Genomic DNA, 15,186 nt, shown 5'->3' with positions numbered 1-15,186 from the left:
TCCAGGAGCGAGGCGGCGCATGTAGCAGGCGGGCGGAGCGGAGTCCAGCCGAAGCCCCGGTATACGATCACGCCCGCCCTGTTGCCGCCATGCCACGCCGCTTCCCGCCACGTCCACGCCCCAATTCAACCTGGGCTACCCGCGCTTAAACAAGAACGACACTACATCGTCATCAAACCATCAAATTCCACCAAGAACAGCGCAACGCGACAACACTCGTTCCCATCACAGCGATATGGCGCAACAAACGTGCCTCAATCCCGGAAATCGCGCCGAATTTGAGAAAAGAAACGACGCCATTCGTCGTCGCCATTCGCGAACCCCGTTTCGCAGAACGTCGTCGGGAATACCCGGCGAACACTGGGGACTATGTAATGGCTAGAAATACCTACCTGCTGGGCGCGTCCGCGCTCGTCATCGCCGCGACGGCCGCCCCCATGCTGGCGCAGGCCCAGACGAACGACGAACCGGCCGCCATCGAGGAAGTGGTCGTCACCGGCTCGCGCATCGCCCGCCGTGACTACGTATCCAACAGCCCGATCATGACGATGGACCAGGCCGCGATCGAGAAGACCGGCTCGGTCACCGTCGACACCCTGCTCAATCAGATGCCGCAGTTCGTGCCGTCGGTCTCGTCGACCTCGAACAACCCGTCGAACGGCGGCCAGGCCAATATCGACCTGCGGGGCCTGGGCACCGCCCGCACCATGGTGCTGATCGACGGCCACCGCGTCGTGCCGTCGAACTCGGACGGCACGGTCGACGTCAACATCGTCCCCTCGGCCCTGATCCAGAACATCGAAGTGATCTCGGGCGGCGCCTCGGCGACCTACGGCTCGGACGCCATGGCCGGCGTCGTGAACTTCAAGCTCAACAACAAGTTCGAAGGCCTGATGGTCGACGGCCAGTACGGCCTGACCCAGCGCGGCGACGGCAAGGAAGGCTCGCTGGCGATCACCGGCGGCACGAAGTTCGCCGACGGCCGCGGCCACGTGACCGCCTCGTTCGGCTACAGCAAGCGCGGCGCGGTCTACAACGCCGCCCGCGACTTCTCGAAGGTCAGCGGCCTGTCGAGCACCACGCCCTACGGCAGCTACGTCGTCGACGCCACCAACGCCCCGTCGCAGACCGCGGTCAATTCGGTGTTCTCGCAATACGGCGTCGCCGACGGCACGGTGAGCGCCACGAACGCTCGCTACGGCTTCAACAACGACGGCACGCTGTTCACCAACGGCGTCAACTACACCGGCTCGACGGCGATCGACTATTCGACGCTGACGTCCAGCAACTCGTACAACACCGGCGCGCTGAACCTGCTGCAGCTGCCGATGACCCGCTACTCGTTCTACACGGCGGGAACCTTCGACCTCACCGACCACGCCCAGCTCTACGGGTCGCTCAACTACAGCCACTACAAGTCGCGCACCGTGCTGGCCCCGGCCCCTGGCACCGGCTTCAGCGTGCCGGTGACCAACCCCTTCATCAGCGACGACCTGGCCACCCTGCTGGCCAGCCGCGCCGATCCGGACGCCGACTTCACCCTGAACAAGCGCTTCACCGACGTGGGCGCCCGGATCTCCAACACCACCTTCGACGTGGTGCAGGCGGCCGGCGGCGTGCGCGGCGACACCGGCTTCAAGGACTGGACCTATGACGTCTACGCGTCGTTCGGCCGTTCCAAGCAGAAGGAAGTGCAGTCGGGCAACGTCAGCCGCACGGCGGTCGAGACCCTGCTCGACGCGGCCGACGGCGGCGCCAGCCTGTGCGAAGGCGGCTACGACCCGTTCGGCAACAACACCATCTCGGACGCGTGCAAGACCTACATCTCGCGCACGACCCGCAACACCACGATCGCCGACCAGGCGGTCCTGGAAGCCAACTTCAGCGGCGGCCTCTTCGACCTGCCGGCCGGCGAGCTGCGCGGCGCCTTCGGGGCCGACTACAAGTACGACAGCTACAAGTACAATCCCGACGCCCTGCTGCTGAGCGGCGACGTCGTCGGCTTCAACGCCGCCGGCTCGGTCGACGCCTCGACCCACGTGTCGGAAGTCTACGGCGAACTGCTGGTCCCGGTGCTGAAGGACCTGCCGCTGATCAAGGCCCTGAACCTCGACCTCGGCTACCGCTACTCGAACTACGCCACGGTCGGCGGCGTCTCGGCCTACAAGGTCGACGGCGACTGGGAGCTGGTCGACGGCTTCCGCCTGCGCGGCGGCTACCAGCGCGCCGTCCGGGCCCCGAGCCTGGGCGAGCTCTACTCGCCGCAGAACCAGGGCTTCTATTCGCTGAGCGAAGACCCCTGCTCGGTCAGCAGCACCTACCGCACCGACAGCGCCACCGCGGCCACCGTCCGCAGCGCCTGCCTGGCGCAAGGCCTGCCCAGCTCGATCATCGACAGCTACACCTACAGCAACACCCAGATCGAAGGCACCAGCGGCGGCAATCCCGACCTGACCGAGGAAACCGCCGACACCTACAACTTCGGCTTCGTCTGGACCCCGCGATTCGACAACTCGCTGTTCGAGAAGGTCTCGGTTTCGGTCGACTACTATTCGATCGACGTGAAGAACGCGATCGGCACCATCGACGTCTCGACGGCGCTGGAGAAGTGCTACACGGGCGGCAGCAGCAGCGCCTACTACTGCAACCTGTTCACCCGCTCGAGCACGACGGGCGAGATCACCAACGTCACCCTGACCAACCTGAACCTGGGCGAATACAAGACCTCGGGCGTCGACTTCCAGCTCGACTGGGGCTTCGGCCTGGGCGCGGTGGGCCTCGACGACAAGTACGGCTCGATCAAGGTCAACGTCGTCGGCAACTACCTGGAGAGCTTCAAGATCCAGAGCCTGCCGGGCGAGGAGTTCGTCGAGCTGAAGGGCACGATCGGCAACACCCAGATCAGCGGCACGGCCGTCTCGCACCCCGAATGGAAGTACGCCACCTCGGTGGACTACGCCTTCGGTCCGTTCAGCGTCGGCGCGCGCTGGCGGCACATCGGCGACATGGTCGACGCCTACTATCCGGACGAGAAGATCGGCGCGGTCGACTATTTCGACCTGAACGGCAGCTGGTCGATCAACGACACCTACTCGCTGCGCGGCGGGGTCACCAACCTCACTGACAAGCAGCCGCCGTACTTCTCCTCCTACGTCCAGGCCAACACCGACCCGTCGACCTACGACGTGCTCGGCCGCCGCTTCTACGTGGGCTTCAAGGCGAAGTTCTAAACCTCGGCTGACCTAGGCTGAACTGGGGGCGGATCTCTTCGGGGGTCCGCCCTTTTTGTTTGGCGGTGGAAGCGACCGTAGTGACGCTCCACAAAGGGTGGTGAGCCGACAACAGGCTCTGCAAGTAGAATGGTAAGTCGCGCCAGGAGCTGCCGTTGGCTTGCCTCCAAGAATACGACATTCATGAGCCAAGCGTGCCGGGAGGATTGCCTCGTATGAGCTACATTCCAGGCAAACGCCATTGCTCGCCAAAGCCAGTGTCAATCTTCGGTCTGAGCGCCGGGTCGAAAATATGGGCTTTTAGCCGATCAACATCCTGGAACTCGTGCAAAACACGGCTAGCGTAGCCGCCGGACCGGGGTCGAAAAGAGAAGGCGATCGTAATCCTGCTGGAAACGCGACCGATCCGCTGAAACGGCAGCGACCGCCGTTTCTGTCGCCTGCGTGCCTCTGCGCGGGGACCGCGCTTCCGACCAAATGCTACTCGACATACACTTCCCCCTAGTTTCACAGCCAGGAGGATAGTCACGAGCCGTCACGATGACGATAGCGGCCCAAAAAAAGAAGCGCCCGCAACAAGCGCGCTCAAGCTCGTCAAGGCCGTTGCTATCAGAAGGCAGGCCTTCCCCATGTCAGCGAAAAGTCATTGCACGACAGATGGTGGGGCTTGGCAGGAGGCCCAGCCTAGCCCCTCCCCGCACAACAAAAAACCCCGCGTCGGCCGACGCGGGGTTCTTCGTATTGGCGCTGATCCGAAGGGATCAGGCGATCTTTTCGACCTGGCTGTATTCCAGCTCGACCGGGGTGGCGCGGCCGAAGATCGAGACGGTGACCCGCAGGCGGGCCTTCTCTTCGTCGACCTGCTCGACCGAGCCGTTGAAGCTGGCGAACGGGCCGTCGATGACGCGGACATTCTCGCCGACTTCGTACAGCACGACGGTCTTCGGCTTCTCGACGCCCTCTTCGATGGCGCCGACGATGCGCTGGACTTCCTTTTCGGAGACCGGCGTCGGCTTGGAGCCGCTGCCCAGGAAGCCCGTGACCTTCGGGGTGTTCTTGATCAGGTGATAGGCTTCGTCCGAGAGGTTCATCTTCACCAGGACGTAGCCCGGGAAGAACTTGCGCTCGGCGTTGACCTTGCGGCCACGGCGGATCTCGACGACGTCCTCGGTGGGCACCAGGATCTCGGAGAAGCTGTCTTCCAGGCCCTGGGCCTTGGCTTGCTCACGGATGCTCTCGGCCACCTTCTTCTCGAAGTTCGAGTAGGCGTGGACGATGTACCACTTGTGGTTCGGGTTCGAGGCGGTTTCGGTGCTCATGGTCTTCTTATGACTTATCCGGCCGCGAACTTCAGCAGCAGATTGGCGCCGGCTCCGAGAAGCCAGTCGACCAGGAGGAAGAACAGCGAGGCGACGATCACCATGATGAAGACCATCACCGAGGTGATCCAGGTCTCCTTGCGGGTCGTCCAGGTGATCTTGCGGGCCTCGGCGCGCACTTCACGGAAGAACTGCACCGGGTTGAAGGGCTTCTTGGGCGCCGCGGCGGCGGCGGCGGACGGAGCCTGACCGGCAGGGGCCAGCGCCGCAGCCGTACGGGCGGCGCGGTTCTTGATCGCTGACGGGCTGGATCCCGGTTTCCTGGCCATGGTTTCAGAGGCTCGCGTATCTGACAGGCTGGACCGAACGCCGGGCCGGCCGATGACATATAGTGGCAGGAGTGGAGGGACTCGAACCCCCGGCCCTCGGTTTTGGAGACCGATGCTCTACCAGCTGAGCTACACTCCTGCAGAAACTCCGGTCCTTGAAGTACCGGACCGCAGCCTTGGCGACGGTTCGGCCGGAGGGCCGCGAGCGGCGCCGCCGACGCTTCCCAGCGCCAGAGCGGCGTCGTGTAGCAGGGTCGTTTGCGCCGGGCAAGCGGATCAGGTCGCGTCAACCGCGCGTTATTGCGCAAGTCCCGGGTCTGACGGCGCCTTTTCACAGGTTTCTTGGTCCGGCCCCCCCTGTGACGCGCCTTGGATGCGCCTGAGAAAGGATCCGCGATGGCTGAAAACAGCGGCGAACGCCCCTCCAACCGAGAGGTCGAGCACGAGAATCAGCGACCGAATCCCGTTGGCGACGGCAAGCCTCCCCGCCCGGCCACGGAACCCGCGGGCGCCGAGGACAGCGTCGACACGCCGAAGACCCGCACGGATCCAGGCTCCGGCGAAGGCTGAAGCGCAACCTCGCCGGAGCCGAACCTGTGGGTCGGCTTTCGTCAGCCGGCCTTCTTGGCCTCCGCCTCGCCCGCCGCGCTCGGCAGGGCCGCGGCGCACTGGACGTTCAGGTAGGACCATTTGACGTCGGTCAGCTCACGACCGCATTCGGTGTTCTTGCCTTGGTCACGTCCGCGCAGCGAAACGCCGACCCCCTTTCCGGGGTCAGGCGCCGGACTGGCGCTGGAAACGTCGTAATAGCCGCCGTTGGGGCCGCGCACGACGAGGCACTTGGTGTTTTCGACCGGCCGTACGCAGCCGCTCGCCGTCACCGACTTGCCTTCCAGAGTGACTTGTTGAGCCTTGGCGGTCTTGGTTTGGGCGCCGCCTTCACAACCCGCTACGCCTAACGCTAACAGACTGGCCGCCGCGGCGGCCATTACGAACCTCACCCGCATACGTTCCTCCGTATCGTTGGCTCCGCGAACGAAGCAAAAGGAACTCTGCGCCCCGTTTCGGCGACCGGCAATCACATTTTTGACACAGTCTGAAAAAGCGAACGGCGGTATTTTGAGCGGTCTGTAGAATTTTTTCTCTAGCCGCCTTCAGAGAGCAAAAGTTGACATCCGCTCTCAACTTCTCACATGAGACGCGGGTCGCCTTCAGGGCCGGAGCGACGCCCGACTTTTCTTATGCGCGCTGCTGTTATTCAGACGGGCGCGAACAGGATCGAAACCACAGACCATGACGGCCGAGACCGCCACCGCCGCCCCTGCTCCCGCCAAGGAGTCCCCGCACAACCTCGAGACCGTTCTCTGGGTCAAGCACTGGACCGACCGGCTGTTCAGCTTCGCCATCACCCGTCCGGCCAGCTTCCGCTTCCGCTCGGGCGAGTTCGTGATGATCGGCCTGCCGCCCCGCGAGGAGCTGGGCGAGAAGAAGCCGATCCTGCGCGCCTATTCGATCGGCTCGCCCTCGTTCGCCGAGGAACTGGAGTTCTTCTCGATCAAGGTCCCGGACGGCCCGCTGACCTCGCGCCTGCAGCAGATCAAGGCCGGCGACCAGGTCCTTCTCGGCAAGAAGCCGACCGGCACCCTGGTGCTGGACGCGGTGAAGCCGGGCAAGCGCCTGTTCCTGTTCGGCACCGGCACGGGCCTGGCGCCCTGGCTGTCGGTCGCCCGCGATCCGGACGCCTACAGCCGCTTCGAGAAGGTGATCGTCGCCCACGGCGTGCGCGAAGTGCAGGAACTGGCCTATCGCGATCTCTTCACCAGCGAGATCCACGATGATCCGCTGGTCGGCGACGAGGCCAAGGCCCAGCTCGTCTACTATCCCACCGTCACCCGCGAGCCGTTCGAGCGCCAGGGCCGGTTCACCGACCTGATCGAGAGCGGCAAGCTGTTCGCCGACCTGGGCCTGGAAGGCGGCAAGTTCGATCCCGAGCACGACCGCGCCATGCTGTGCGGCTCGATGGCCATGATCAAGGACACCGCCGCCCTGCTGGAAGCCCACGGCCTGGTCGAGGGCTCCAACGCCGAGCCGGGCGACTTCGTCATCGAGCGCGCCTTCGTCGGCTGATCCGGCGAGACGTTTCGGACACTGAAAAGGCCAGCCGCGAGGCTGGCCTTTTTCTTTTGGCTAGGCCGCGCCGGTCGCCGCGCGCAGGGTCGGTTCGAAGGCGCTGACCGCGCCGTTGTCGGTATTGGTCAGCAGCACCACGTCGACCCCCTTCTCGGGGAAGTGCAGGACGATGCTGTTGAAGCCCGGCAAGCCGCCGCTGTGCCAGATCACCGGCGTATCGAAGATGCGCGCCACCTCCAGCCCGTAACCGTAGTCGGCCTGCTGCACGAACGCCGGCGGCTTGCCCGGGTTCATGCCCTTGGGCGTGAAGTGAGCCGATCCGACGGGCGTTCCGTCCGTAGTCCGTGCGGCCCGGGTCATGCGCCTGACGCCCGCCAGCGAGACGACCTTGCCGCCGAACAGGGCCTGGTTCCAGGTCAGAATGTCGCCGACCGTCGAGCGCAACCCGCCCTCGGCGACGGGCAGGCCGCCGTCGGCAACCTTGCGGAAGGCCTTGGGCGCGCCGCCGTCCAGGCTGTAGCCGACGGCGCGACGCGGCACGACGTCGGCATAGGCGTCGAGGGCGGTCGCGTTCAGACCGGCTGGGGCCAGGACGTTCTTGGCCAGAAAGTCGCCGTAGGCCTGTCCCGACACGCGCTCGATAATCGCGCCGAGCAGGACGTAGTTGCTGTTGGAATACCCCCACAGCGCACCCGGCTCGAAGTCGTAGAGCGGCGCCAGCCGGGCCATCAGCCGCCAGCGTTCGGGGTCGTTGCGCCAATCGCTTCCGGCGTCGGCCGGCAGGCCGCCCATGACGTAGTCGTGGATCCCCGCGGTGTGGGTCAGCAACTGTTCGACGGTGGGGATGCGTCCGCCGGGCGAGGCTGGAAAGCCGGGGAAGACCCGATCCAGCGGCGCATCGAGCGCCAGGGCCCGGCGCTCGCTCAGCAGCACGACGGCGGCGGCGGTGAACTGCTTGGTGCAGGAGGCGATGCGGAACACGGTATCGGAGACGACTGGCGTCGCCGCTTCGAGGTCGGCGGCGCCGAGGCCGAAGACGGCCGGCGGGCCGCCGAACCGCCGCACGCCCAGGGCAAAGCCGGCGGTCTGGCCGTCCGTCACGCTCCTGGCGGCGATGAGCCGCAAGCGCGGCGCCAGATCATCCTTGGCCGGCCCGGCCCGCGCGCCGTCGGCGCAGACCGCCGCCGACACGGCCAGAAGCATCGCTTCGCGTCGCGTCTTCGTCATCGCCCCCCCAGATCGCGTAACGTCGGGCGGCAAGCTATGCGGGCCTCGGCGGCGGCGCAATTCGCCAGGCACTCAGGTCCAGGTTTCGATTGACCCGGACTGCGCCGTGCGACAGCCATGCGGCGCCGCAGACAGGGACCGACGATCCGTGAGCCAAGCCCTGAAGAACCTGACCGTCGAGGACGCCCGCGGCCGCATGCTGGACCGCGCCGCGCGCCTGGGCGTCGAGACCGTGGCCCTGCCGGACGCGATCGGCCGGGTGCTGGCGACGGGGATCGTCGCCGACCGCCATCAGCCGCCCTTCGACGCCTCGGCCATGGACGGCTGGGCGATCCGTCGGGCCGACTACGGCGTCATCGACGCCTTCACGATCGTCGGCGAAAGCGCAGCGGGCCGGGCCTATCCGGCGACGCTGGAAGCGGGCCAGACGGTGCGGATCTTCACCGGCGCGCCCGTACCGGCCGGCGCCGACCTCGTGGTCATCCAGGAAGAGGCGACCCGCGAGGGCGAGGTCGTGCGCTTCGCCGCCGGCGATGATCCCAAGTCCAACATCCGCCCGGCCGGCGGCGATTTCCGGTCCGGCGAGCGCCTGCTGGAGGCCGGGTCGCGGATCGATCCCTGGCGGCTGTCACTGGCCGCCGCCACCGGCCGCGACCACCTGGAGGTGGCCCGCCGGCCGAAGGTGGCGATCCTGGCCACCGGCGACGAACTGGTTCCGCCCGGCGGCGCGCCCGCCCCCGACCAGATCTTCGAATCTGGCTCGTTCAGCCTGGCGGCGCTGATCACCGCCTGGGGCGGCGAGGCGGTGAAGCTGGCCCCCGCCGCCGACTCCGTCGAAGCCATCGCCGACGCCGTACGCGACGCGGCCGTCGATCTGGTGGTCACCATCGGCGGGGCCTCGGTGGGCGACTACGACCTGGTCAAGCCGGCGATGGCGCAGCTGGGCCTGGACCTGCGGGTGCAGACCATCGCCGTGCGTCCAGGCAAGCCGACCTGGTTCGGATACCTCGCCGACGGCCGCCGGGTGCTGGGCCTGCCGGGCAATCCGGCCTCGGCCCTGGTCTGCGCCGAGCTTTTCCTGCGCCCGCTGCTGGCGGCCCTGGCCGGCGCCGAGACCGCCCTGCCCTTCACGCCGGCCCGCCTGGCCGCCCCCCTGCCCGCCAACGGCCCGCGCGAGCACTGGATGCGCGCCGCCCGCGCCGTCGACGCCGAGGGCCAGCTGCTGGTCACGCCCTTTCCCGACCAGGACTCGTCGCTGGTCGGGGTGTTCGCCCGGGCCGACGCCCTGCTGATGCGACCGGCCGGGGCGCCGCCGGCCGCCGCCGGCGACCTCGTGACCGTCCTGCCGCTGGCTCGCGGCTGAATCCGCCCTGAATCGGCGACGGGGCGCGAGGAGCGTGCTAAGCCGCCCAGGTTGAACAGTTCCGACGCGTAGGGAGTTCGGGCATCCATGGGTCGCGCCGGCAAGATCGCAGCGCACGTGTTCCTGGCCTTCCTGGCCCTGCTGATCGGGCAGGTCCTGGCCGCGGGCCTCGACATCGATCGCCCCGGCCTGCTGGCCCACGCCGGGCTCTACGCCCTGTCGGCCCTGCTGGTGGAGTTGCTGTTCCAGCTGGAGCGAGCGCCCTGGCGGTTCGTGGCCGCCGGTGATTTGCTGCGCATCGTCCGCTCGGCGGTGCTGACGGCCCTGACCTTCTCGCTACTGGCCTTCTTCCTGCTGCCCGACCTTGATGGCGGCGGCCGCACGATCGTGGCGGCGCTGGTGGTGCAGACCGGCCTGCTGGCCGCCCTGCGCGTCGGTCGCCGGGCCCTGCACGAGGGCGTGCTGGCCGACGCCCTGCTGCGCCTGCGCCCCGCGCCGGCCTCGCCCGCCCTGCCCCGCCTGCTGATCGTCGGCCAGGCGAGCCAGGCCGAGGCCTTCCTGCGCGCCCCCGACGGCCTGGCCCAGCGCTACGCCGTGGTCGGGGTGCTGACCCCCGAGGCCCGCGAGACCGGCGACGAGATCCGCGGGGTCTGCGTGCTGGGCGAGATCGGCCAGTTCGACCGGGTGATGCGCCAGCTGCGTGACGGCGGCCTGTCGCCGGCCGCGGTGCTGTTCCTGGCCGAGGCCCCGCTGGGCGCCTTCGGGGCCGAACGCCTGGGCCGGCTGAAGAGCGAGGGCGTGCGCCTGCTGCGCCGCCAGGGCGTGGTCGAGATGGGCGACGGCCCCACCAACGCCGCCCTGCGCGAGATCAGCCTGGAAGAACTGCTCAGCCGTCCGCCCGTGCGGCTCGATCCCGCGCCGGTGCAGGCCCTGGTCAGCGGCCGGCGGGTGCTGGTCACCGGCGCCGGCGGCAGCATCGGCTCGGAGCTGTGCCGCCAGATCGCCGCCAGCGGCGCGGCACACCTGACCCTGGTCGACGCCTCGGAGGCCAACCTCTTCCTGATCGACCGCGAACTGGCCGAGGCTTGGCCGCAGTTGCCGCGCCGCGAGGCCCTGTGCGACGTGCGCGACGCCGATCGCGTCTCGCGGCTGATGGCGTCCGAGCAGCCGGACATCGTCTTCCACGCCGCCGCCCTCAAGCACGTGCCGATGGTCGAGAACCATCCGTGCGAGGGCGTGCGCACCAACGTGCTGGGCACGCGCAACGTGGCGGCCGCGGCCAAGGCCGCCGGCGCGGCCCACTTCGCCCTGATCTCGACCGACAAGGCCGTGGCGCCGGCCAGCGTCATGGGCGCCACCAAGCGCGCGGCCGAGGCGCTGGCCCGCCAGTTCGGCGGCGGCGGCGACATGCGGGTGGGCGTCGTGCGGTTCGGCAACGTGCTGGGCTCGGCCGGATCGGTGGTGCCGGTGTTCCGCCACCAGATCGCCCGCGGCGGCCCGGTCACCCTGACCGACGCCGAGGTCGAGCGCTATTTCATGACCATCCCCGAGGCGGTGTCGCTGGTGCTGCGGGCCGTGGCCCAGTCGGCCGCCGAGAGCGCCCCGCCGGCCGGGGTGCTGACCCTGGAGATGGGCGAGCCGGTGAAGATCATCGACTTGGCCCGCCGGATGATCGAGCTGCAGGGTCTGGTTCCCGACAAGGACATCGAGATCCGCATCACCGGCCTGCGCCCCGGCGAAAAGCTCACCGAGGCCCTGGTCGACGTCAACGAGACCGCCGCCCCGAAAACCGACGGCGTGATCGAGGCGACCCCGCTGGTCCCGCCGCCGCGCATCGAGGACGCCGTGCTGGCGAGCCTGGAGGCCGCCGCCCTGGCCGGCGACGAGTTCGGCGTGCGCGCGCAGCTGTTCGCGCTGGTCGAGCGGTTGCGGGCGACGACGGTGGAAAAGGCGGCGGTTTGATCCTGAAGTAACCTCCCCCTGTGGGGGAGGCGGCCGAAGGCCGGTGGGGGGCTGTTTTCAGCTTCCGAGACGCCGGCTGATCGCTTCGTCACTCCCCCCACCGATCGCTACGCGATCGCCTCCCCCACAGGGGGAGGTTTCTTGTGCTCAGTGAAAATCCCGGCTCCGCAGCAGCCGGCCCGACACCTTCTGCCGCACGCGCGGGGCCGGTGCCCCGGGTTCGTCCCTTAGCGTCGAGAGTTCGGCCGAGAGGTCGGTGAAGCCTTCGGCGACGATGTGGATGACCCCTTCGGCCGCCTGCACCCGTCCGTGCACGACCAGGAAGGAGGCCGTCATCACCACGTTGCGATCGGCCTCGAAGCGGTCCTTCCAGACGACGGCGTTGGCGACGCCCGTCTCGTCCTCCAGGGTCACGAACACCACGCCCTTGGCCGTGCCCGGCCGCTGGCGGATCAGCACCAGGCCGCCGACCGACACCTTCTGGCCGTTGCGGAACTTCGGCAGCTGGTCGGCGGTGACAGCGCCCATCTTAGTCAGCATCGGACGGTAGAAGCCGCACGGATGGGCCTTCAGGGAAAGACTGGTGGTGCGATAGTCCTCGGCCACCTCCTGCGGCTTGCCCATGGCCGGCAGGGCCACCTGGTCCTCGAACAGCGGCAGGCCGGCCAGCAGCGGGGCCTGGACCGGCGCCTTGTGCTCGCTCTTCAGCCCCTTGACCGCCCACAGCGCGTCGCGCCGCGCAAGACCGGTGGAGGCGAAGGCGTCGGCCTCGGCCAGCAGCTCCAGCGCCCGCTGCGGCACGCCACCCTGGGCGAACTCCGCCGGCGTACGGGCGCCTTCGTCGCGGGCCTTCATCAGGGTCAGCGCATCGACTTCCTTCAGGCCCTTGATCTGGCGCAGGCCCAGGCGCAGCGCCTTCCAGCGGGGGCGGGTGTCTTCGCACGACACTTTGCGGGGGTCGCGACGCTCCTCCCCCGAGAAACGGGGGAGGTGGCGCGGTGCGGATACGCACCGTGACGGAGGGGGCGAGGGACAGAGCGCCGTGCGCGCCGCCGCCCCCTCCACCGCTTCGCGGTCCCCCTCCCCCACTGACGCGGGGGAGGAGCGGGTTTCCAGCGTACAGTCCCAGTCGCTGCGCATCACGTCCGGCGCCCGCACCTCGACGCCGTGCTCGCGCGCGTCGCGCACCAGCTGGGACGGCTGGTAGAAGCCCATCGGCTGGGAATTGATCAGGGCCGCGCAGAACACGTCCGGCCAAGCCCATTTGATCCAGGCCGAGATGTAGACCAGCTTGGCGAAGCTGGCCGCGTGGCTTTCCGGAAAGCCGTAGTGGCCGAAGCCCTCGATCTGCTTGAAGCAGCGCTCGGCGAAGTCGCGCTGGTAGCCGCGCCGCACCATGCCCTCGACGAACTTCTCGCGGTATTCGGCCGGCGTGCCGAGGTTGCGGAAGGTGGCCATGGCCTTGCGCAGGCCGTCGGCCTCGTCGGGCGTGAACTTGGCCGCCTCGATGGCCAGGCTCATGGCCTGCTCCTGAAACAGCGGCACGCCGTAGGTGTTGCCGAGGATCTCCTCCAGCTCGTTCTCCGGACCGTGCTCGGGCGACGGACACGGCCAGTCCACCGGCTCGATCCCGTTCCGACGCTTCAGGTACGGATGGACCATGTCGCCCTGGATCGGTCCCGGGCGGACAATCGCCACCTCGATGACCAGGTCGTAGAACCTGCGCGGCTTCAGGCGCGGCAGCATCGACATCTGCGCCCGGCTCTCGACCTGGAAGACGCCGATGCTGTCGGCCACGCACAGCATGTCGTAGACGCCGGCCACCTCCTTGGGCACGTCGGCCAGGTCGACGATCGGCTCGCCGTGATCGGCCCGCAGCATGCCGAAAGCCCGCTGGATAGCCGTCAGCATGCCCAGGGCCAGCACGTCGACCTTCATCAGGCCCAGGCTGTCGATGTCGTCCTTGTCCCACTCGATGAAGGTGCGGTCCTTCATGGCAGCGTTGCCGATCGGCACGGTCTCGTCCAGCCGGCGCTTGGTCAGGACGAAGCCGCCGACGTGCTGCGACAGGTGGCGGGGAAAACCCATCAGCTCGGTGGCCAGGGCCACGGCGCGGGCGATCTCCGGGGCCTTGGGATCCAGGCCGGCGTTGGTCAGGTGCTCCTCGGGCAAGCCGTCGCCCCAGCTGCCCCAGACCGTGCCGGCCAGCAGGCTGGTCACGTCCTCGGTCAGGCCCAGGGCCTTGCCGACGTCGCGGATGGCGCTGCGCGGGCGGTAGTGGATCACCGTGCCGCAGATGGCCGCGTATTCCCGGCCATAGCGCTTGTAGACGTACTGCATCACCTCCTCGCGCCGCTCGTGCTCGAAGTCGACGTCGATGTCGGGCGGCTCGCCGCGGTTCTCTGAGATGAACCGGGTGAACAGCAAGCGGTGCTCGGTGGGGTCGATGGCCGTCACCCCCAGGCAGTAGCAGACCGAGGAATTGGCGGCCGAGCCGCGCCCCTGGCACAGGATTCCCATCGACCGCGCCTGGCGCACGATGTCGTGCACGGTGATGAAGTAGTTGGGGTAGTCCATCTTGGCGATCAGCCGCAGCTCTTCGGTCAGCTGGGCCTGGACCTTCGGCGGCACGCCGGCGGGATAGCGCCAGGCCGCGCCCTGCCAGGTCAGGTCGGTCAGGTGCTGCATCGCCGTCTTGCCGGGCGGCACGGGCTCGTCGGGATATTCCTCATGCAGGTCGCCGAGGTCGAAGCCGATGCGCGCGACGATCTCGACGGTGCGGGCGATCGCGCGGGGCCAGCGCTCGAAAAGCCGCGCCATCTCGGCCGGGGTCTTGATGTGGCGCTCGGCGTTGGCCTCCAGCCGGAAGCCGGCCTCCTGGATCGTGCAATGCTCGCGCACGCAGGTGATGACGTCCTGCAGCGGCCGCCGCTCGGGACCGTGATAGAGCACGTCGTTGGTGGCCACCATCGGCGCCCCGGCCGCCTCGCCCAAGGCGTCCAGGCGTGAGAGGCGCTTGAGATCCTGGGCGGCGTAGGCGCGGCTGGCGGCCAGCCAGACACGGCCCTTCAGCGCGCCGGCGATGCGGGCGAGGTCGGCCTCGAAGGCGGCGTCCAGCTTTTCCGGCGGGACGACCAGCACCAGCTGCCCCTCGGCGTGGGCGGCGAAGTCGGCCCAGGAGAGGATGCACTCGCCCTTGCCCGCCCGCCGCTGGCCCAGCGTCAGCAGACGCGTCAGCCGGGCGAAGGCCTCGCGATCGGAGGGATAGCAGAGCAGGCTGGGCGTTCCGTCGGCGAAGTCGAGGCGACAGCCGGCCAGGGCCCGGACCTTCAGTTTCTTCGCGGCCGTCCAGGCGCGCACGACGCCCGCCAGGCTGTTGCGGTCGACCACCCCGACGGCGGACAGGCCCAGGGCCTCGGCGGTCAGCATCAGCTCCTCGGCGCGGGAGGCCCCGTGCAGGAAGGAGAAGTTGGTGGTGGCCTGGAGTTCGGCATAGGCGGTCATGGTGAAGTCGCCTCTCCGAGACAACTCCCCGCTCCTCCCCCGTGTAACGGGGGAGGTGGCGCGCTGCGGATACGCAGCGTGACGGAGGGGGCGAGTTCAAGCTCGGCGCCCAGTCTCGGGGG

9 protein-coding genes and 1 tRNA gene are annotated in these 15,186 nt (G+C 68.4%); 4 read left to right on the top strand and 6 right to left on the bottom strand.

Annotation, left to right across the window (positions count from 1 at the left end; all coding sequences use genetic code 11):
* Window positions 1-374: 374 nt before the first annotated feature.
* The gene (locus AC07N1_RS16075; RefSeq protein WP_494672713.1) at window positions 375-3,230 is read left to right on the top strand and encodes a TonB-dependent receptor domain-containing protein; all 2,856 of its coding nucleotides are present in this window, start codon (window positions 375-377) and stop codon (window positions 3,228-3,230) included.
* Between the two features lie 761 nt (window positions 3,231-3,991).
* Here AC07N1_RS16075 and nusG read toward each other — a convergent pair.
* The 4 genes from nusG to AC07N1_RS16055 all read right to left on the bottom strand — a co-directional run bounded on the left by nusG (window position 3,992) and on the right by AC07N1_RS16055 (window position 5,867).
* A complete protein-coding gene (gene nusG / locus AC07N1_RS16070; protein WP_110117861.1) occupies window positions 3,992-4,549 on the bottom strand; it encodes a transcription termination/antitermination protein NusG in 558 nt (185 codons plus the stop codon).
* A 14-nt stretch (window positions 4,550-4,563) separates the two neighbouring features.
* Complete coding sequence (secE, locus tag AC07N1_RS16065; RefSeq protein WP_110117862.1) at window positions 4,564-4,878, bottom strand: preprotein translocase subunit SecE; 315 nt, start codon at window positions 4,876-4,878, stop codon at window positions 4,564-4,566.
* Window positions 4,879-4,941: 63 nt separating this feature from the next.
* Window positions 4,942-5,017, bottom strand: a tRNA-Trp gene (locus AC07N1_RS16060).
* A 472-nt stretch (window positions 5,018-5,489) separates the two neighbouring features.
* Window positions 5,490-5,867 (bottom strand): hypothetical protein, encoded by a 378-nt coding sequence (locus AC07N1_RS16055; protein ID WP_494672712.1) that lies wholly within the window; start codon window positions 5,865-5,867, stop codon window positions 5,490-5,492.
* 304 nt (window positions 5,868-6,171) lie between these two features.
* Here AC07N1_RS16055 and AC07N1_RS16050 point away from each other — a divergent pair, with 304 nt between their 5' ends.
* Window positions 6,172-7,005 (top strand): ferredoxin--NADP reductase, encoded by an 834-nt coding sequence (locus AC07N1_RS16050; protein WP_494672711.1) that lies wholly within the window; start codon window positions 6,172-6,174, stop codon window positions 7,003-7,005.
* A 60-nt stretch (window positions 7,006-7,065) separates the two neighbouring features.
* Here the strand turns inward: AC07N1_RS16050 and AC07N1_RS16045 are convergent, their stop codons facing one another.
* The gene (locus tag AC07N1_RS16045) at window positions 7,066-8,235 is read right to left on the bottom strand and encodes a serine hydrolase domain-containing protein (RefSeq protein ID WP_494672710.1); all 1,170 of its coding nucleotides are present in this window, start codon (window positions 8,233-8,235) and stop codon (window positions 7,066-7,068) included.
* A 148-nt stretch (window positions 8,236-8,383) separates the two neighbouring features.
* Here AC07N1_RS16045 and AC07N1_RS16040 point away from each other — a divergent pair, with 148 nt between their 5' ends.
* On the top strand, window positions 8,384-9,598 hold the full coding sequence (locus AC07N1_RS16040; RefSeq protein WP_494672709.1) for a molybdopterin molybdotransferase MoeA: 1,215 nt from the start codon (window positions 8,384-8,386) through the stop codon (window positions 9,596-9,598).
* A gap of 87 nt (window positions 9,599-9,685) precedes the next feature.
* Window positions 9,686-11,560, top strand: a complete 1,875-nt coding sequence (locus AC07N1_RS16035; protein WP_494672708.1) for a polysaccharide biosynthesis protein — start codon at window positions 9,686-9,688, stop codon at window positions 11,558-11,560.
* A 147-nt stretch (window positions 11,561-11,707) separates the two neighbouring features.
* Here AC07N1_RS16035 and AC07N1_RS16030 read toward each other — a convergent pair whose 3' ends face one another.
* Window positions 11,708-15,064: an error-prone DNA polymerase gene (locus AC07N1_RS16030; RefSeq protein WP_494672707.1), complete on the bottom strand. Its 3,357-nt coding sequence runs from the start codon at window positions 15,062-15,064 to the stop codon at window positions 11,708-11,710.
* Window positions 15,065-15,186: the final 122 nt, after the last annotated feature.

The organism is Caulobacter sp. GW821-FHT09B11, from assembly GCF_059418205.1.
This window is presented reverse-complemented; position numbering and strand designations above follow the sequence as displayed.